The following is a 17,970-nucleotide window of genomic DNA, read 5'->3' as shown; positions in this document are numbered from 1 at the left end:
ATTCAATCGAAATTATTTCATCGAATCATGAATGGATTGTATGAATCTGACGTTGCGCCAACTCCGAGCTTTCACGGCCGTGGCCGACACCGGCAGCTTCACGGCGGCTGCCGCCACGCTGCACCTGACGCAGTCCGCATTGAGCGTGCTCATTCGTGAGATGGAAGCCGACCTGGGCGTCAGGCTGTTCGATCGCCATACCCGGCGCGTGGTGCTGTCCGAAGCGGGCCGGGAATTCCAGCCGGCCGTGCAACGCATGCTGGCCGACCTGGCCACGGCGGTGTCCGGGCTGACCGACCTGCGGGACAAGCGGCGCGGCGTGTTGCGACTGGCCGCGCCGCAATTCATGGCCTGCACGTGGATGCCGCCCGTGATCGCCGCATTCCGCGCGCGCTATCCGGCCATCGAGGTAAGGCTTGCCGATACCCCGCCCGAACACTTGCTGGACGGCATCGCATCTGGCGCAGTCGAACTGGCCATCGGCCAGGATATCGAGGTGGACGACACGTTCGAGCGGCAGGCCCTGTTCAAGGACAGGCACTGGCTGGTCTGCCCCGCCGGCCACCCGTTCGCCACACGCCGGCAAGTCGCCTGGAACGATCTGCACGGCGAGACCTTCATCGCCCCGACCCGCGACTTCCTGCGCCGCGTGCTGCCCGAACTCGATCCTGACGGGCGCGACGCCCTGGCGGGGCCGGGGACGCAATCCGTGTCCTACATCACGACGGCATTGGGCATGGCAGAAGCCGGGCTGGGGGTCACGGTGTGCCCGAGCTACGCGGCCCGCACCGTGCAGGCGCAGGGGCTGGTCATGGTGCCGCTGGTCAAGCCGGCGTTCCATCGCACGATCTGCGTGTACGGCATGTCGCGCCGCGCCCCTCGCCCGCCGCGCAAAGCTTCATCGACGTGCTGCATGACCATCTGGCGCAACGGACGAAACGGCATGTCTCGAATCAACGGCGATGAGGCCGGTCAGTCCGGCGTGACGTTCGCGCTCTTGACGACCGATTCCCACCGCGCGGCCTCGGTACGCAGGAAGGCGCCGAAATCGGCCGGCGTGCCGCCTGCCGCCGTGGCGCCGAGCTGCACGAATCGCTTGCGTGTCTCGGGTTCCTCCAGAACGCGGTTGACCTGTTGATTCAGATAGGTCACTACACTGGCGGGTGTGCCGGTGGGCGCCAGCACGCCGTACCAGGCGGGCGCATCGAATGCCGGATAGCCGGCTTCGGCAAAGGTAGGAACGTCGGGCAGCGCATCGAGCCGGGTCTTGCCGGTCACAGCCAATGCCACGACGCGGGCGCCGGCCCCGGCTTGCGGGACCGCCGACGGCGCCGTGTCGAACATGGCCTGGATCTGCCCGCCAATCAGATCGGTCATGGCGGGGCCGCTGCCTTTGTAGGGAACATGGGTCATGTCCAGCCGGGTGATCGAGTTGAACAGATAGCCCGCCAGATGCACCGACGTTCCCGTTCCTCCCGACCCATAGTTGACGGCGCCGGGGTGGTCCTGCACATGCTTGACGAAACCTCGCACGTCTTTTACGCCAAGGTCGCGGTTGGTCAGCAGGACCGTGGGGGAATTGGCAAGATGGGCGACCGGCACGAAATCCTTGGCCACGCTGTACTTCAGGTTCTTGTAGACGTAGGGGTTGATGGACAAGGTGACCTGTCCGAACAGCAGCGTGTAGCCATCGCCCTTGGCGCGGGCAGCCAGCTCGTTGCCGATGTTGGTGCCGGCGCCTGGGCGATTGTCGATGATGACCGGGCTGCCCATCCGCTCGCCCAAGCGCGATGCCACATAGCGCGCAATGTTGTCGCTGCCGCCGCCAGGAGCGAACGGGACGACAAGCGTGACCGGCTTCACGGGATAGTTGTCCGGACCATTGCCCGCCAGGGCGGGTGCGCACGCCGACAACGCGGTGAGCAGGCCGAGGCCTCGTTGAATCAAGGTCATGATGTGTCTCCAACACGAAAGTGGAAAGGGGACGGCCGGGACTCTTGAAGGTCCCTGTGCCAGGCCGCCGCGCCGGGGGATGCGGCAGCGGAAGGAGGATCAGCGCGCGGCTTGCGCGGTCGCGTGGTGTGCCTTCAGGTTTGCCTTGACCGCCGCGCTGAATGCCCGGGTTCCGATGTCGCCGCCAATGTCCCGCGTGCGGGTGGCGGGGTCGGCCAGCGTGGCTTCGACTGCGGCATGAATGGCCAGGCCCGCCTGCGTGTACGCGGCCAGGTCACGGCGCTTGCCCAGCCATTCGAGCAACATCGCTACCGACAGCAGCATGGACGTCGGATTGGCCTTGTCCTGTCCTTGGATGTCGGGCGCGGACCCATGTTGAGCCTGGGCGCAGCACAGCTCGTCACCCGCCATGATCGACCCCGCCAGCCCCAGGCTGCCCGACAGTTCGCTCGCAAGATCCGACAGAATGTCGCCATAGAAATTTTCGGCAACCAGCACGTCGAACCGTTCGGGATTGCGGACCAGATAGGCAGTGGACGCATCCACCAGCAGGTCGTCATACATGACTTCGGGAAACTCGGCGGCAACCTTGGCCACGCATTCAAGGAACAGGCCATCTGTCATGTGGAAGCTATTGGCCTTGTGAATGGCGGTGACCTTCTTCTTGCGGGTCATTGCCAGCTCGAACGCGCGGCGCGCAATGCGTTCGCTGCAGTGGCGCGTGATCTTGCGGACGGACAGCGCCATGTCGGGCGACGGCATCATCTCGCCCCACCCTTTCGCCATGTTGCGGTCTGGATAGAAACCTTCGGTCGCCTCGCGCATGATCACCAGGTCCATCGTCTTGCCCGCCGACAGATTGCTGGGCAGATAGGGACGCGTGCGCGCGGGCCGCACATTGGCGTACAAATCCAGTCCGACGCGGAAGGCGCCCGAGATATTGCGGCCGCCCTGCTCAGGCGGTGGATAGTCCGCATGCGACTGCGTGCCGAGCAGTATGCCGTCGTAGTTGCGAGCGCCCTGCAATACGGTCTCGCGCAGCGTCGTGCCGTGTTTGTCGAGGCTCGCAAAGCCGATGTCCTGGTAGTCGAACGCAAGATCCAGACCGTAGTGGGCCTGCACCGTATCGAGCACATCGACGGCGGACCCGACGATTTCGGGACCGATGCCGTCCCCTGGCAACACTAGGAATTTCATGAGAGGTCTACCTGTTGAAAGCGGAAGAAATCACTGCGGCCACGGTCGCATCACGTCGCGTGTTCGGCGGCAATCGGACGCGTTTCGCCGGTCTCGACCAGCGTGCGATTGGCGTCGGGCGACCCATAGATCCACAGGATCTTCATGGGCTCGGTATCAGATGCATTACGAAAGCGGTGCGGCACGCCGGCCGGGATGAAGGTCATGTCTTGCGGCGCGACCTCGAATTCCTGGCCGTCGATGTCGAACAATGCGTGCCCCTCGACCAGCATCACGCTCTCTTCGCAGTTGTGATAGTGGAAAGGGATCTTTGCGCCGCCGGCGAACTCGGTGTAGCCGGTGATGAACACGGAAGCGCCCAGCCCTTTGGTCACCAGCGGGGTCGTGCTCGCGCCACCACCGCGGTCATGTTTCTTGATGCTGGCAGGCTTGAGCAGCACGGCGTTTGATTCGGTCTTGATCATGTTCGGGGTCCTGGAAGAAACAAGGGTTGTGAGGGCTGTCGGGTCTGGGCGGGTAGCGAACGCGGCGTCAGCGCGCCGGACCGACCCACACTGATTTGATGTTGGTGAACTCGCGGATGCCGTAGTCGCCAAGTTCCCGGCCGTATCCGGATTGTTTGATACCGCCGAAGGGCAATCGCGCGTCGGATGCCACCATGCCGTTGATGAACACCGCGCCCGCGTCGATCTGCCGCGCCAGGCGCGCGCCACGCTCGACGTCGCGGGTCCACAGCGCCGCGCCCAGACCGAATTCCGTGGCGTTGGCCAGGCGGATGGCCTCGGCTTCATCGGCCACCCGCAGGATGGCCGCGGCAGGGCCAAAGGTTTCTTCCATGGCCGTGGCCATGTCCGGGGTCACGTGGTCGAGAATGGTCGGCGCGTAAAAGAAACCGTGCTCGCATCCTTCCGGTTGCAGCGCATGGCCGCCCAGCACCAGGGTCGCGCCTGCGGCAAGGCTGCGCTGGACCTGATCGTGCAAGGCATCGCGCAGATTGGCCCGGGCCAACGGCCCGATGTCGGTGCCGCTCGCCATCGGGTCGCCGACCTTCAGGCGGCTGGCGTGCTCGCAAAAAGCCGCGCTGAAGGTATCGGCGATGGTCTGGTCGACGATGAAACGTTTGGCCGAGATGCAGCTTTGCCCGGTGTTCGAAAATCGTGCCTTGACCGCGGTGCGCGCGGCGGCATCGACGTCCGCATCTTTCAACACGATGAAGGGATCGGACCCGCCCAGTTCCAGTACCTGCTTCTTCAGCACACTGCCGGCTTGCGCCGCGACCAATTTGCCGACGGCCGTGGATCCCGTCAGCGTCAGTGCGGCAATACGCGGATCGGCAATGATGGCCGCGACGTCGGCCGCGTCGATCAGCACCGTCCCGACCAGCCCCCTGGGCGCCCCGGCTTCAAGGAACGCCGCTTCAAGTGCCAGTGCGCATTCCGGCACATTGTTGGCATGCTTGAGAATGGCCCCGTTGCCCGCGGCAAGCGCCGGTGCGGCAAAACGGATGAACTGCCAGAACGGGTAGTTCCACGGCATGATCGCCAGGACCACCCCAAGCGGATCGAACACCACGGCGCTGCGCGTGGCATTGCTCGCGACGGGCTGGTCGGCCAGGAATTGCGCGGCATGATTGGCGTAGAACTCGCAGGTCACCGCGCTCTTTTCAATTTCGCTTTCTGCTTCGGCAAGGGGCTTGCCCATTTCGGCCGTAATCCGCCGCGCGTAAGCCGACAGATTCTTGCGCAGCACCGCCGCCAGGCGATACAACAACGCGCAGCGGTGTTCGACCGACTGGTGCGCCCACGCGCGCTGCGCGGCGACGGCATCGGACAGCGTGGCATCGACGGCGGCCGCCGAGTGCAAGGGGATCAACGCGGATACCGCGCCGGTGGCGGGGTTGATCGATTCGATCATTCAGACCTCTCTAGGTGGTAAGGCGGCGGTCGCCAGGTCAAAGCCGTACAGCCGCGCGGGGTTGCTGACAAGAATGCGATGGCGTACCGCGGGGTCGGGAAGCCAGGTCTGCAGTTCGTCCAGGGCCGTTGCGGCGTTCTCGGAACGAAAGGGTTCGAAGGCGGCGCAAGCGCGGGCGCCATTGCCCAGGCCGGTATCGCGATATGTGACAGCGCCTGCCCGGCGACCCGCCCCGCCCGTGTGCGGCCAGTCGGATCCCCACAGCAAACGGTCGGGCGCGGCCTGGGCAAAGCGGCGGACCACATCGGCAAGCGCCTGGCCGACGCCTGCTTTGCTGCCTGCCACGCGATACGGCGCCGACAGCTTGAGGTACAGGTTCCCGGTCCGCAGAAGGTGCAGCAAGGTGTCGACGTCTGGCGACCCTTGGACACACGACGACGCGTCCAGACCGCCGAAGTGGTCGAGCACCACAGGCATCTTGAACGCAGCAATCGCAGGGGCGATGGCTTTCACAGTCGACACGGGCATATACATCTGCACATGCCATCCAAGGTGGGCCGTTGCTGTTTGCAGCCGCGCCATGTGCGCGGCGATGGCCTCGCCGTCGCCCAGATCATTGACGGAGCCATTCAGGCGCACGCCCCGAACGCCGGAACGGTGGAACGCTTCGATATCGGCCGTCCGGTCATGCAATGAGGCTTCATCCAGCGCCACCACACCCCGCGCGCGGGTCAGGCCCAGTTGACGGACGGCATCCAGCACCGCCGCGTTGTCGTGGCCATAACAACTTGGCTGCACGACCACGACGCGCTCTACCCCGAGACGCGCCGCTACACCGGCCAGTTGTGCAGCGGTGGCTGAAGGCGGCGTGTAGGAGCGCGAGTCGGCATACGGGTAGCGGGCGGGGTCGAACACGTGCACGTGCGTGTCGCAGCTGCCGTCAGGGACCGGCATCACTGGAACGGACGGCAGTGCTGGAGCAAATGCCGCTTGCGTGTCTGGATCGCTCGTCACCGCCGTCTCCTGATGGTTGGCTTTTTGGTATTTTATTCATTCAAAGTACCAAGTCAAGATGGTTTTTTGGCTTAACCACCTTTGTCTTTGCGTTCTTTGTCGAACAAAGTACCGATAGTGCTTGCCGATGTTATGATTTTTGACCACGCGCTACGCAGCCCTTGAGTCCATGAGCCAAGCCCTTTCCGACCAACTTGTCGGTGATATCCGCCGTCATATCGCCGCGCAGAAATGGCCCGCCGGTACGCGGCTGACAGAGCGCGCGCTGTCGGATCATTTCCGCGTATCGCGGTCTCCGGTGCGAGACGCGTTGCGCAAGCTGGTGGAGTTGGGCGTGATCGAAAACAGCCCGGGCAAGGGCTGTGTGGTGGCCGCGCATGACCCGGCCCCGGCCAGCCTTCCCGGGCAGGACGAGCAGCCGACCGACATCGAACGGGTGTATTTGACGATCGCGGAAGACCGCGTTGCCGGCACCTTGCCGGACCGGGTCACCGAGAATGAATTGATGCGGCGCTATGGCGTGACACGGGCAACGCTGGCCGCGATCCTGCGGCGCATGGTCCACGAAGGATGGATACAGCGCATGCCCGGGCACGGATGGATGTTCCTGCCCATGCTCAGTTCGCTATCGGCGTACAGGCAGAGTTATCGCTACCGGCTGCTGGTCGAGCCGGCGGCCATGCTGGAGCCGGATTTCAAGGTGGATCGCACCGCCTTGCTCGCCTGCCGTGCGGAACAGGCCATGCTGGTGGCAGGCGCCGTGGACACGGCATCGCCTGCGCAGTTGTTCGATGCCAATACGCATCTGCACGAAACCATTGCCGCCGGATCGGGCAACGTGTTCATCGCGGATTCGCTGACACGGCTGAACCGGGTGCGCCGCCTGTTCGAATACCGCAAGGCCGTGGACCGCGAACAGGCGCTGCGCCGCTGCCAGGAACATCTGGTGTTGATCGACCTGCTGCTGGATGGCCAGGTCGAAGCGGCCGCCGATCACATGCGGCTGCATCTGCGCAGCGCGGTCCACGACAAGACGCAGGCCTGACGTGGGGGGACCCATGGCCTGCATGCCCGATGCGTGCGGCCGTCAAGCGTGCAGGCCTGACGCCATCGCGCTCAGATCGGATCGTCCAGCCCCGATTGCACCTGCTCCGCCGCGCGCAGCACCGCGCGCGCCTTGGCTTCCGTCTCGGCCCATTCCTTTTCGGGCTCCGAATCCGCAACGACACCCGCAGCGGCCTGCACGTACAGCATGCCGTTCTTGATGACGCCCGTGCGGATGGCGATTGCCACGTCCATTTCGCCGCCGTAGCTCAGGTAGCCGGCGGCACCCGCGTAGATGCAGCGGCGCACCGGCTCCAGTTCGTCGATCAGTTCCATGGCGCGCACCTTGGGCGCGCCCGACAGCGTGCCGGCCGGGAAGGTCGCGCGCAGCACGTCCATCGAACTCATGCCTTCACGCAAGGTGCCGGTCACGTTGGACACCAGGTGCATGACGTGCGAGTACCGTTCGATGGCCATCTGGTCGGTCACGACCACCGAGCCGATGTCCGCGATGCGGCCGACGTCGTTGCGGGCCAGGTCGATCAGCATGACGTGCTCGGCGATTTCCTTGGGATCGGCGCGCAACTCGTCGGCCAGCGCCGCGTCGTCTTCTGGCGTGGCGCCGCGTGGCCGGGTGCCGGCGAGCGGACGGATCGTTACCTTCTGACGGGTCGCCCCGCCTTCGGTCACGGCTTCCTGCCGCACCAGGATTTCGGGGGAAGCGCCGACGACCTGGAAGTCGCCAAAGTTCCAGAAGTACATGTAGGGCGACGGGTTCAGCGACCGCAGGGCGCGATACAAGGACAGCGGCGAATCGCGGAAGGGCTTGGCGATCACCTGCCCCACCTGCACCTGCATCAGATCCCCCGCGGCAATGTATTCCTTGGCCTTGACGACCGCGGCCAGGTAGTCGGCCTTGGGAAAATTGCGCTGGGTCTCGGTCGGCAGGCTGGCCTGGCTATACGGTATCTCGACAGGCTTGCGCAGCTGGGCGCGCAGGTCGCGCAGGCGGTTGCGCGCGCGGGGGTAGGCTTCTGGCAAAGACGGGTCGGCATACACGACCAGGTACAACCGGCCGGTCAGGTTGTCGACGATGGCCAGTTCGTCAATCAACAGCAGCAGCATGTCTGGCACCGGATCGCCCATGCCGGTCGGATCGGGCTTGGTGCACGGGCCCAGCTTTTTCTCGATATGGCGAACCATGTCGTAGCCGAAATAACCGGCCAGCCCGCCGATGAAGCGCGGCATGCCTGCCCGCAGCGCCACCTTGAAGCGCTTCTGGTAGTCAGCCACGAAGGCCAGCGGATCGCCGTCGTGCGTTTCGGTCACGGTCCCATCCTCGACCACTTCCGTCACGGTGCCATGGGTGCGCAGAAAGGCGCGCGCGGGCAGGCCAATGAAGGAATAGCGGCCAAAACGCTCGCCGCCCACCACCGACTCGAGCAGGCAGCTCATCGCGCCCTTGGCCGGGCCGGTCTGCGCCAGCTTCAGGTAAAGCGCGAGCGGGGTGTCGAGGTCGGCATAGGTTTCGGCGACCAGCGGAATGCGGTTGTAGCCCTGGGCGGCAAGTGCCTGGAATTCGACTTCGGTCATGGTTTCCTCGATTACGTGCAGTGTGTGTCGCACCACCCGCATCTTGGGTTCCGGAGTCGGACATGACACGACGACGCCTCCGGTCCTTCAGGACGCGGGCGGGGTCGATTCGAAAACTGGGGGTCTTACGATGGCCGGACGTTCAGGGATTGAACGTTAGGCCGGAATGAATCACCACCACCCGGCGGACGAACGCCACCAGCGCCAGGTGGCGCAGGCCGGGATCGCGAGGGTGATGGTCAGCATGCGGATGATTGAATTCGTAAACGATATGCCGTGATCAGTGCATGGTCAGCGGCAGGGGTTCGGATCCGGTGGCTGCCGACGCGGTCCGTGACGCGGTCCAGTCGGAGGCTTCCTTGATGCTTGCGACTATACCATCGGCTTCGATGGATCGGATATCGCGGCCCTCGTTGTAGCCGTAGGGCACGAGCAGCACCGTGCACCCGGCCGCGCGGCCCGACGACGCATCGTTCATCGAATCACCGATCACCAGCGCGTCGGCCGGGGCCACGCCCAGCTGTTCGCACGCGTACAGCATGGGCATGGGGTCCGGTTTCTTGCGTTCCACCGTGTCGCCACTGACCACCACGTCGAAGAAGGCATGCAGCCCGATATTCTTGAGCAGCGGCCCGGTAAATTCGGCGGCCTTGTTGGTGACGACGGCCAGCTTCAACCCTTGCGCGCGCATCGCCTGCAGGCCTTCGATGACGCCGTCGAAGATGCGCGTCTTTTCGCCATTGATCATGTGGTAGGCGTGGCGGAACGAGGCCAGCGCTTCGGGAAAGCGTTCGTGTTCGGTCGCCTCGTCCATGCTTGCGGCCAGCGCGCGATGCACCAGGTTTTCCACGCCCTTGCCCACGTAGGTGGCGATGACGTCTTCGCGCAGCGGCGCCATGCCCAGGTCGACGCGCATGGCGTTGACGGCATAGGCCAGGTCGGGCACCGAGTCGACCAGCGTGCCGTCAAGGTCGAACAATACAGCGTGCAAAGGCATGGGATTTCCTGGGGCTGAGGGGAAGGCAGATCTTACGCGGCGAGCGACGCGCCCTTGGCGATCTGTGCGCGCAGGTCGCGGATGACCCCTGCGTAATCTGGCTTGCCAAAAATGGCCGAACCCGCCACGAAGGTATCGGCGCCGGCCGCATGAATCTCGGCGATGTTGTCGATCTTGACGCCACCGTCCACTTCCAGCGCGATAGTGTGGCCCGTCTCGGCGCGCCACCGGTCAATGCGGGCGCGCGCCTGGCGCAGCTTGGGCAACGTGCTGGGCAGGAAGCTCTGGCCACCGAAGCCGGGGTTGACCGACATCAGCAGGACGACGTCGAGCTTGTCCATGACGTAATCCATGTAATCGAGCGGGGTAGCCGGGTTGAAGACCAGGCCGGCATGACAGCCATGATCCCGGATTAGTGCAAGCGTGCGGTCCACATGACGTGACGCTTCCGGGTGAAAGCTGATAATGTTTGCCCCGGCTTTCGCGAACATCGGCACCAGCGCATCCACGGGCTCGACCATCAGGTGCACGTCGATCGGCACCTGCACATGCGGCCGGATCGCCTCGCACACCAGCGGGCCGATCGTCAGGTTCGGCACGTAGTGGTTGTCCATGACGTCGAAATGGATCCAGTCCGCACCGGCGCTTACAACGTTACGCACCTCTTCGCCGAGCCGGGCGAAATCGGCGGATAAAATGCTTGGAGCAATACGGGTGGCGTGCGGGTCGAACGGCGTCAGATCGGTCATGGAAGCTTCCAGTGCAGAGATATCAGGCCGGGCGCCTCAAAGGGCTGCGGAAGGTCACGCACCGGTCCATCCCCTGAATTGTATGAAATTTGTCGTATCGATATGGCGTACGCATGAAATCTCACGAATTGTCGGTCACCGTTGAACCGCGCTATCTCGCCGATCAGTCCGATCCGGCCGAGAATCAGTACATCTTTGCCTACACGATACGCATCACGAACTCCGGTTCGCAGCCCGCCCAGTTGATCAGCCGCCACTGGATCATTACCGACGGCAACCAGCAGGAACAGGAAGTCCGCGGCCTGGGCGTGGTGGGCCAGCAACCCTTGCTGCAGCCAGGCCAGAGCTTCGAATACACCAGCGGCTGCCCGCTATCGACGCCCGTGGGCACCATGCGCGGCACGTATCACTGCGTGGGCGACAACGGCACGCCGTTCGAAGTCGATATCCCCGAATTCGTGCTGGCCGTGCCCCGCACACTTCACTGACCACGCGGATCGCGCCCCGCATCCTGCTTCGTGCCGGGATCGGCGGCGTCCGCGGCTGGCGGCTTGCGCATCTCCTGACCGAGCTGCTTGCGCTTCGGCCACACGGTCCACATCACGATGAATACCAGCAAGGCAAGCGCCAATGCCGCTTCCAGAAGGAGCAACCACATAATGTCCGTTCGCAAGGCCACTGCGAAAAAGTCTGTCTTGTCCCACTGTAACCGCTTGCGCCCCGCGGCGCTGACGCTCTGCGCGGCGCTTGCGCTGGCCGGCTGTGGCGGCGCGCCCGTGACCGTGCTGCCCGACTCGGGCGGCGACGCCGGCCCGTCGGGGTCATCCGGCACGTCGGGCGCGTACGGAACGCCAGGCTCGGCCTATCCGGGCGCTTCGTATCCCGGTTCGGCGGGCGGCACGGCAGGTTCCGCCGACCCGGTGCACCCGGCTCCCACCACCGCACCGGGGGGCGTTCCGGTGCCTCCGGCCACCGCCCGCCCGCCTGCCGCCCCGGTGGCCCGTCCGGCCAGCAAGCCCGCCCTTCCAGCCAGCAAGCACTTCGTGCGCAGCGGCTGGGCGTCCGTCAGTGGCTGGCAGGCCGATGCGGTCGAAAGCGCGTGGACGACCTTCCAGGACAATTGCCGGTCCATCATGCTGCGCACCGGCCGGCCGGTGTCGCTGGCCGCGCCCCAAACCGTCGACCCCTATGCCTGGCAGCAGGTCTGCGCCGCGGCGCGCGACCCGTCGCTGCGCAACCCCAGCCCGGCTCAGGCCCGCGCCTTCCTGGAAAAATGGCTGGAACCCTGGACCGTGCGCACACCCACGGGTGAAGCCGCCACCGGCCTGGCCACCGCCTACTACGAGCCCCTGGTGCGCGCGTCCCGCGTGCGCGGCGGCCCGTACCAGTGGCCGTTGTACGCCGTGCCGAACGACCTGCTGGTGCTCGACATGGGTTCGCTGTATCCCGAGCTGGCGGGCAAGCGCGTGCGCGGCAAGCTGGATGGAAAACGCGTGGTGCCGTACGACAGCCGCGCCGAACTCGAACGCGCGGGCCGCGAACCCGCAGCCATCGTGTGGGTCAGCGATCCGGTCGATGCGTTCTTCCTGCAGGTGCAGGGCACCGGACGCGCATCGCTGGACGACGGCCCGGGCAGGGGCAGCGTGATTCGCGTGGCCTACGCCGAGCACAACGGGCATCCCTATGTGTCGATCGGCCGCTGGCTGGTGGACCAGGGCGAACTGACGCTGGACCAGGCATCGATGCAGAGCATCAAGGCATGGGCGAAAGCGCATCCGACCCGTGTGAAGGAAATGCTGAACGCCAATCCGGCCGTCGTCTTCTTTCGTGAAGAACCGGTGGTGAATCCGGAAGAAGGGCCCAAGGGCGCCTTCGGCATGCCTCTGACGGCGCAGCGGTCGATCGCCGTGGATCCGGCCATCGTTCCGCTGGGCGCGCCGGCGTTCCTGTCGACCACGATGCCCAATTCCAAGGTGCCGCTGCAGAAGATGGTGTTCGCGCAGGATACCGGCAGCGCCATCAAGGGGCCGGCCCGCGCGGACGTGTTCTGGGGCTATGGCGAAGAAGCCGGCGAACAGGCTGGCCGCATGAAGCAGCCGAGCAAGATGTGGGTGCTGTGGCCCAAGGGCGAAGGCGCGCCCGCGCCGGCGCGGTGAACCGTCAGCCCTTGCCCATGGAATCCAGCTTGGCCTTCAGTTGGTCCGCGGGCATCGCGCCGCCCACCCGGGTGTTATCGCCAAAAAAGATCGTTGGCGTGCCGGTGATCTGGAGCTTCTTGCCCAGCGCCACCACTTTTTCGATCGGGGTGTCGCACGTGCCGGCGCCGGTGGGCGTCTTGCCGTTCAGCATCCAGTCATCCCAGGTCTTGGCGCGGTCGGCCGAACACCACACGGCGCGCGACTTGGTGGTCGAGTCCGGCGCCAGGATCGGATAAAGGAAGGTGTACACGGTCACGTTGTCGATGCCGGTCATGGACTTTCGCAACTGTTTGCAATAGCCACAGTTCGGGTCTTCGAACAGCGCGATGCGGCGGGAACCATTGCCCCGCACCTGCTTGATCGCCAGGTCCAGCGGCAGTTCGTCGAAGTTGATGGCCAGCAGCTTTTCCACCCGTTCGCGCGTGACGTTGCGTTTGGTGGCCGCGTCGATCAACGTGCCGTCCAGCACGAAGCTGACCTTGTCGTCGGTATAGAGCAGGTCCGACCCGATGCGCACCTCGAACAGGCCGTACGGCGTGCGAGTGACGCTGTCGATGGCGACCGCGCCAAACCGATCGGTGAACAGTTTCCTGACCGTGTTCTCGGCAGCGGTCGGCGCGGCGGCCGGGGCCGTTGCCGCGGCGGCAGGGGTCGGTTTGGCGGGCGAGACCTGCGCCGACACGGCGGCTGGCAGGGCCAGGGACAACATCAGGGCAGACAGACAGCCCGCTACGGTTCGCTTCATAGTCTTCCTTTCTTGATCGCTCAATGATAGCGCGACGGTCTGATCCGAGTGGCCGCCCTACAGCCCCGACGCGCCCTGCACCAGCATGCGCTTCAAGGGCGGCAGGCGATCCACCACATTCATGCCCGCATTGCGCAGCCAGCTGACAGGGGCCAGTTGCGAGTCGAACAGACGGTACAGGCCGTCGGTCGCCAGCCGCATGGCAAGCAGCGGCTCGGCCCGCGCACGCTGGTAGCGGCGTAGTACGCGCAGGTCATACACGCTGCGATAGGCCTCGCGCGAGGCCAGAGTGTCCGCCAGCGCCCTGGCGTCGCCCAGGCCCAGGTTCAGGCCTTGCCCGGCCAGCGGATGCACCAGGTGGGCAGCGTCGCCAACCAGCGCCACACCGGGCGCGACCATCTGGCTGGCGTTCTGCAGGGCCAGCGGGAAGCCCGCGAGCGCCGTGCGCGCCGTCAGGGCGCCCAGCACACCCCCGGTTGCCTCGAACAGGCGTTCGCCCATGGCGACGCGCTGCGTGGCGGCGTCCATGGCCAGCAGGGCGTCGGCCTTGGCCGTGCGCATCGACCAGACCATCGATACCTGTGGCTGGCCGTCCGCATCGGGCATCGGCAAGAGCGCGAGCACGCCGTCGGGCGTGAACCACTGCCGCGCGCGGCCCTGGTGCGGCAAAGCCACCGACAGATGCATGACGAGTCCGGTGGCGTCGTACTCGGAACGCGTTACGGGCAGGCCGATCGACTCGCGCAGCGGCGAGTCGGCCCCATCCGCCCCCACGGCCAGGCCGCAAGGCAGGCTGGCATGGTTCGCCGTCCGCAGCATCAGCGGGGCATCGGGCGCATGGCGTTCCAGGGATGCGTAGCGATCAGCGATCCAGCGGATGTTGAACATCTGCACCGCCTGGCGCAGCGCGCGTTCCAGCTCGCGGGATTCAACGATCCAGGCCATCGCCGCCAGCCCGCCCTGCCAGGCCGACAGTTCGACGCGGCCGGTGGACGGTGCGGGCAGGCGGCGCAGCGCATCGGACGGGGCCGGCGCGGCGTCGCCGAACACTTCCATGGCCTCGACCGCGGTCACTCGGTCGGCGGGCAGCAGGTCCCAGATGCCAAGCTCGGCCAGAAACTGCTGGCTGGCCGGCGAAATGGCGTAGACGCGCGGGTCGAACTCGCCGGCGCGGGCAGGCGGCAGCGGCGCCTTGGGCCCGAGCAACGCCACGTCCTGGTCCTTGCGGGCAAGCGCCAATGCGCTGGCCAGGCCGGCAATGCCGGTGCCGATCACGATGATGGTCGAGGCGAAAGAGCGGGAAGTGTTCATGGCGCGGCTCGAAGAAGGGACGGTTGGCGGCAAGACCGCCAGCAGGGATGGTTCAGTTTACCGTTCATGCTGGAGGCCGTCAGTGACCAACGCCCGGCAATTGTCGCGGCAGTCGTGAAGGTCGGCATGGCAGGCGCATGCTTGTGGTCAGGGGCGGCGGGCAACGGGCGGTTCGGGCCGTCGTCACACAATCTTCACCCGTGCGGCCCGTACATCTGCGACAGTGGCGGCTGACGGGTGGGTCCGTGCCGTGCGGTCCCGCCTTGCCATAGTCCGGCGGCCCCTGCCGCCGGGGTGACGCGGCGGCTCCCGCCGCCAGGGTGGATCGGCGGCCCTTCACGCCGGCATGCGCAGGCGACTCCCATGCCTTCTCATCTTGCTCCGTCGGTCGATCACCTGCTGGCTCAGGCGCGTCAGGCCGAGGCGTCCGGGCAGTATCGCCAGGCCTTCGACACCTTGTACGCGGCGATCGCGCTGGCGCCCGACTCGGCGCGCGCGCGGGCCGCGCTGGGCCAGTTCCTGGTGGCGCACTGCCCGGCCCGTCGGCATGCCGACGTGGACCGGGTCCTGTCCCTGGCGCTGGATCAGGCATGGGTACGCCCCAGCGATCTGGCCCCCGTGGTGCTGGCCTACCTGGCCGCCGAGCCCGCCGTGGCGCAGGCATTGAGCGCGTCCCCCGCCGGCACGTCCCGCCAGGCGCCGTCCGCCCGGCAGTTGCTGACCGTGGCCGGGTGTCTGGATGACCAGCCCGTGTTCTGCACGGTGGCGCGTGTGGCGATCCTTGCCGATGCCGATTGGCAGACCTTGCTGGCCCGGCTGCGTGACCTGCTGCTGGCGCGCCGTCACGAGGGCAAGCGCGACACGCCACTGCGGCTGACGTTGGCAATGGCCCTGCAGAACGACCTGACCGAAGGCATCGAGCCACCGTCGCCCGACACCCTGGCGCGGGCCCAGGCGTTGGAAGCCGCACTGCTGACTCGCACGCAGATCGGCACCGCCATCAACGCAGCGGACATCGCGCTGGTGGCAACGGCCATCCCGCTGGGCAGCAGTCCCTTGGGCGGCTTGCTGCAGTCGTCCCACGCCCCTCGCGAATGGCCAGGCCTGGGGCCGTTGATCGAACGGATGCAGGCGGCGGCGCGGGAAGCGGTGCTGCGGGAGCGGCTGATTGCCGACACGGGCCGCGCGCCGGGCGAGCACACTGCCGCCAGGGCTGATCCCGCCACGAAGCCTGGGTATACGCGCCAGCCCCTGTCGAATGACCCCGTCCGCGATCACTACGATGCCCATCCTTACCCACGCTGGGTGCGCGAACCGCTCGGCATGCCGGCCCACCTGCCAGCCGCGGTTGCGCGCCGCGTCGCGGCGTGGCCATCGACGGGGGCACAGGTGCTGGTCGCCGGCTGCGGCACGGGGCAGCAGATCTTCGTGGCGCATGACCGCTATCCGCTCGCAAAAATCGTCGCGATCGATTTCAGCGTCAACGCCCTGGCGCATGCCGCGCACAAATGCGCCGAAGCCGGACTGGGCGACATCACGTTCCGCGCCATGGACCTGCATCACGCCAACCGGTTGGGGCAGACCTTTCGCGCTATCGAATGTGTGGGCGTGCTGCCGCATCTGCCGGATCCGGAAGCGGGCCTGGCTGCGCTGGCTGGCGTCATGACGCCGGACGCCGTGATGTATGTGGCGGTGTACAGCGCACGGGCCCGCGCGCCGTTCGAGGCCCTGCGGCGCCGCATCGACGCCGAAGGCTGGCGCGACGATGCCGAAGGCCGGCTGGCCTTTCGCCGCACGCTGATCCACGAAGGGGGACCGTCATTGCCCGACGTCGTGGCAAGGTCGCCGGACTTCCATGCAGCCGGTGGACTGCGCGACCTGCTGTTCCATGTACGGGAATGCGCGTTGCCGATGACGGAATGGGTGGCCATGGCCCAGCGCCAGGGACTCAAACTGCTGGCGGTGGATGCGTCCGCCGCGACAGACGCCATGGCACGCAGCGTGGTGGATCAGGACCCGGCCACCCTTACACCGGATCAATGGGACGAAGTGGAACAGGCCTATCCGGCGGCGTTTGCGGGGCTGTATAGGTTGTGGCTGGTGAAGGCGTGACGCCGGGGGATCCAGGCAAAGCCGCGCCCGTGGCCGGCGCAGGCGCGGCACCGGCAGCGGGCGCGGACGACATACTCGTCGCGGCATTCCCGGCAGTCGGGGATGCTGTCGCGGATGTCGATGCGGATGTCGATGCGACAGGCGCAGCGGATGCTGATCCGGCCGCCTTGTTTGCCGCCACGGCACTGGCCGCAGACCGCGCCTTGCGTTCTTCGCGGATCATGGCGTAGTAACCGTTCAGGATCTGCTGGCCCACCGCCATCCGCCGATTGCTTGGACACGGGAACCGCACGACCACATCCACCCGCTTTGCATCCACCGGTTCGATCAAGGCCACGGGCCGGCTCTCGGGCAACGCGACCAGATACGCGCCTTCGATCCGGCGAAAATGCGCATCGGCCTGTTGCACCCACGGCTCGCACACGACCACGGCGGACTGCAGCAGACGCTGTTCGGCGGAGACGACATCATCGGCTGGATCGAGCGGCACCCGCACCGCTTCGAGCACGAAGCTGCCCATGGTCGACGACTTGCGCACCGGGTTCAGCAGCAACAGCATGTTGGGAAACTGATAGGTGCGGCCCGTGACGTACCCCGATTGCGCTTCTTCGAGCAGCGTCGTGCTGAACAGATCGATGATGAGCACTTCGCCCTTCATGCCGTTGATCTCGATGATGTCACCGACGGCATAGGGCCGTTGCGTGGCGCGCATCAGCGATCCGAGCGCGCTCATCACGAACTCCTTGCTCGCAATCGCCACCGCGGCGGCCAGCGCGGCAACCGACAGCGCGAAGTGCCGCAACTGCCCGCCCCACAAGAACAACAACAGGATCAGCACCACCACCGCGACCCCATTGCGCACAGCCGTATAGGCGGTGCGGCGCTCGCCGGTGGAACCGGAATCCTTGCCCCGGTAGTACTTCGCGGCGGACCGCGTGACCATCATCGCGGCGACCAGCACCACGACCGTTGCGAACAGTTGGCTGAGCGTGCTCGATGCCGAAACGCTGTCGCGGACATCGGTGAAAAACGAAAGAATGGCTTGCATGGAAGAGGAAGAAAGCGCCGACGTATCCGCACGTAACAGGTGTATGGGTCAATGACGAGCCCGGAGGTCAGGGTTCGCGCATCGGGATGCACAGT

At 66.0% G+C, this 17,970-nt stretch carries 16 protein-coding genes and 1 pseudogene; 5 read left to right on the top strand and 12 right to left on the bottom strand.

Annotated elements, in window-relative coordinates; all coding sequences use genetic code 11:
* Positions 1-31: 31 nt before the first annotated feature.
* A pseudogene (locus ACNANG_RS15930) lies at positions 32-826 on the top strand (LysR family transcriptional regulator); the annotation flags it as partial.
* Between the two features lie 146 nt (positions 827-972).
* On the opposite strand, the gene ACNANG_RS15925 reads toward ACNANG_RS15930, so the two are convergent.
* The 5 genes from ACNANG_RS15925 to ACNANG_RS15905 all read right to left on the bottom strand — a co-directional run bounded on the left by ACNANG_RS15925 (position 973) and on the right by ACNANG_RS15905 (position 6,078).
* A complete protein-coding gene (locus tag ACNANG_RS15925; protein ID WP_420223808.1) occupies positions 973-1,953 on the bottom strand; it encodes a Bug family tripartite tricarboxylate transporter substrate binding protein in 981 nt (326 codons plus the stop codon).
* Between the two features lie 99 nt (positions 1,954-2,052).
* Entirely contained in the window at positions 2,053-3,150 is a 1,098-nt protein-coding gene (locus tag ACNANG_RS15920) for an isocitrate/isopropylmalate dehydrogenase family protein (protein WP_420223807.1), read from the bottom strand.
* A 50-nt stretch (positions 3,151-3,200) separates the two neighbouring features.
* On the bottom strand, positions 3,201-3,614 hold the full coding sequence (locus ACNANG_RS15915) for a cupin domain-containing protein (RefSeq protein WP_420223806.1): 414 nt from the start codon (positions 3,612-3,614) through the stop codon (positions 3,201-3,203).
* 67 nt (positions 3,615-3,681) lie between these two features.
* Entirely contained in the window at positions 3,682-5,064 is a 1,383-nt protein-coding gene (locus ACNANG_RS15910) for an NAD-dependent succinate-semialdehyde dehydrogenase (protein WP_420223805.1), read from the bottom strand.
* Positions 5,065-6,078 carry an amidohydrolase family protein gene (locus ACNANG_RS15905; RefSeq protein WP_420223804.1) on the bottom strand — a complete coding sequence of 338 codons (1,014 nt, stop codon included), beginning with the start codon at positions 6,076-6,078 and terminating at the stop codon, positions 5,065-5,067.
* A 169-nt stretch (positions 6,079-6,247) separates the two neighbouring features.
* On the opposite strand from ACNANG_RS15905, the gene ACNANG_RS15900 reads away from it, so the two are divergent.
* Positions 6,248-7,123: a GntR family transcriptional regulator gene (locus tag ACNANG_RS15900; RefSeq protein WP_420223803.1), complete on the top strand. Its 876-nt coding sequence runs from the start codon at positions 6,248-6,250 to the stop codon at positions 7,121-7,123.
* A gap of 71 nt (positions 7,124-7,194) precedes the next feature.
* On the opposite strand, the gene ACNANG_RS15895 is transcribed toward ACNANG_RS15900, so the two are convergent.
* From ACNANG_RS15895 to rpe, 3 genes are all read right to left on the bottom strand, one after another.
* On the bottom strand, positions 7,195-8,715 hold the full coding sequence (locus ACNANG_RS15895; protein ID WP_420223802.1) for an anthranilate synthase component I family protein: 1,521 nt from the start codon (positions 8,713-8,715) through the stop codon (positions 7,195-7,197).
* A 280-nt stretch (positions 8,716-8,995) separates the two neighbouring features.
* Positions 8,996-9,712 carry a phosphoglycolate phosphatase gene (locus tag ACNANG_RS15890; protein ID WP_420223801.1) on the bottom strand — a complete coding sequence of 239 codons (717 nt, stop codon included), beginning with the start codon at positions 9,710-9,712 and terminating at the stop codon, positions 8,996-8,998.
* Between the two features lie 32 nt (positions 9,713-9,744).
* Positions 9,745-10,461, bottom strand: coding sequence for a ribulose-phosphate 3-epimerase (gene rpe / locus ACNANG_RS15885; protein WP_420223800.1), 717 nt, complete (start codon positions 10,459-10,461; stop codon positions 9,745-9,747).
* Between the two features lie 113 nt (positions 10,462-10,574).
* On the opposite strand from rpe, the gene apaG reads away from it, so the two are divergent.
* On the top strand, positions 10,575-10,949 hold the full coding sequence (apaG, locus tag ACNANG_RS15880; protein ID WP_420223799.1) for a Co2+/Mg2+ efflux protein ApaG: 375 nt from the start codon (positions 10,575-10,577) through the stop codon (positions 10,947-10,949).
* Here the strand turns inward: apaG and ACNANG_RS15875 are convergent.
* Complete coding sequence (locus tag ACNANG_RS15875; RefSeq protein ID WP_420223798.1) at positions 10,943-11,080, bottom strand: hypothetical protein; 138 nt, start codon at positions 11,078-11,080, stop codon at positions 10,943-10,945. The genes apaG and ACNANG_RS15875 overlap by 7 nt on opposite strands.
* A 301-nt stretch (positions 11,081-11,381) precedes the next feature.
* Between ACNANG_RS15875 and ACNANG_RS15870 the strand changes: the two genes are divergently transcribed.
* Positions 11,382-12,617 (top strand): murein transglycosylase A, encoded by a 1,236-nt coding sequence (locus ACNANG_RS15870; RefSeq protein ID WP_420227555.1) that lies wholly within the window; start codon positions 11,382-11,384, stop codon positions 12,615-12,617.
* 4 nt (positions 12,618-12,621) lie between these two features.
* On the opposite strand, the gene ACNANG_RS15865 is transcribed toward ACNANG_RS15870, so the two are convergent.
* On the bottom strand, positions 12,622-13,404 hold the full coding sequence (locus ACNANG_RS15865; protein ID WP_420223797.1) for a DsbC family protein: 783 nt from the start codon (positions 13,402-13,404) through the stop codon (positions 12,622-12,624).
* A 57-nt stretch (positions 13,405-13,461) separates the two neighbouring features.
* The gene (locus ACNANG_RS15860) at positions 13,462-14,715 is read right to left on the bottom strand and encodes an FAD-dependent monooxygenase (RefSeq protein ID WP_420223796.1); all 1,254 of its coding nucleotides are present in this window, start codon (positions 14,713-14,715) and stop codon (positions 13,462-13,464) included.
* A gap of 363 nt (positions 14,716-15,078) precedes the next feature.
* On the opposite strand from ACNANG_RS15860, the gene ACNANG_RS15855 reads away from it, so the two are divergent.
* Entirely contained in the window at positions 15,079-16,827 is a 1,749-nt protein-coding gene (locus ACNANG_RS15855) for a class I SAM-dependent methyltransferase (protein WP_420223795.1), read from the top strand.
* Here the strand turns inward: ACNANG_RS15855 and ACNANG_RS15850 are convergent.
* The gene (locus tag ACNANG_RS15850; RefSeq protein WP_420223794.1) at positions 16,742-17,875 is read right to left on the bottom strand and encodes a mechanosensitive ion channel domain-containing protein; all 1,134 of its coding nucleotides are present in this window, start codon (positions 17,873-17,875) and stop codon (positions 16,742-16,744) included. The genes ACNANG_RS15855 and ACNANG_RS15850 overlap by 86 nt on opposite strands.
* Between the last annotated feature and the right edge of the window lie 95 nt (positions 17,876-17,970).

Origin of the sequence: Pigmentiphaga litoralis (assembly GCF_048632615.1) — a bacterium.
Lineage (GTDB): Bacteria > Pseudomonadota > Gammaproteobacteria > Burkholderiales > Burkholderiaceae_B > Pigmentiphaga > Pigmentiphaga litoralis_B.
Note: the sequence above shows the minus strand (reverse complement) of the source record. Positions and strands in the feature narration are given on the sequence as shown.

Bases quoted from the DNA above. Each gene is read 5' to 3' on its own strand.
- ACNANG_RS15865 (WP_420223797.1), bottom strand. From the start codon at position 13,404: ATGAAGCGAACCGTAGCGGGCTGTCTGTCTGCCCTGATGTTGTCCCTG.
- ACNANG_RS15850 (WP_420223794.1), bottom strand. From the start codon at position 17,875: ATGCAAGCCATTCTTTCGTTTTTCACCGATGTCCGCGACAGCGTTTCG.
- ACNANG_RS15895 (WP_420223802.1), bottom strand. From the start codon at position 8,715: ATGACCGAAGTCGAATTCCAGGCACTTGCCGCCCAGGGCTACAACCGC.
- ACNANG_RS15900 (WP_420223803.1), top strand. From the start codon at position 6,248: ATGAGCCAAGCCCTTTCCGACCAACTTGTCGGTGATATCCGCCGTCAT.
- apaG (WP_420223799.1), top strand. From the start codon at position 10,575: ATGAAATCTCACGAATTGTCGGTCACCGTTGAACCGCGCTATCTCGCC.
- ACNANG_RS15920 (WP_420223807.1), bottom strand. From the start codon at position 3,150: ATGAAATTCCTAGTGTTGCCAGGGGACGGCATCGGTCCCGAAATCGTC.
- ACNANG_RS15925 (WP_420223808.1), bottom strand. From the start codon at position 1,953: ATGACCTTGATTCAACGAGGCCTCGGCCTGCTCACCGCGTTGTCGGCG.
- rpe (WP_420223800.1), bottom strand. From the start codon at position 10,461: ATGACCGATCTGACGCCGTTCGACCCGCACGCCACCCGTATTGCTCCA.
- ACNANG_RS15915 (WP_420223806.1), bottom strand. From the start codon at position 3,614: ATGATCAAGACCGAATCAAACGCCGTGCTGCTCAAGCCTGCCAGCATC.
- ACNANG_RS15890 (WP_420223801.1), bottom strand. From the start codon at position 9,712: ATGCCTTTGCACGCTGTATTGTTCGACCTTGACGGCACGCTGGTCGAC.
- ACNANG_RS15910 (WP_420223805.1), bottom strand. From the start codon at position 5,064: ATGATCGAATCGATCAACCCCGCCACCGGCGCGGTATCCGCGTTGATC.
- ACNANG_RS15855 (WP_420223795.1), top strand. From the start codon at position 15,079: ATGCCTTCTCATCTTGCTCCGTCGGTCGATCACCTGCTGGCTCAGGCG.
- ACNANG_RS15860 (WP_420223796.1), bottom strand. From the start codon at position 14,715: ATGAACACTTCCCGCTCTTTCGCCTCGACCATCATCGTGATCGGCACC.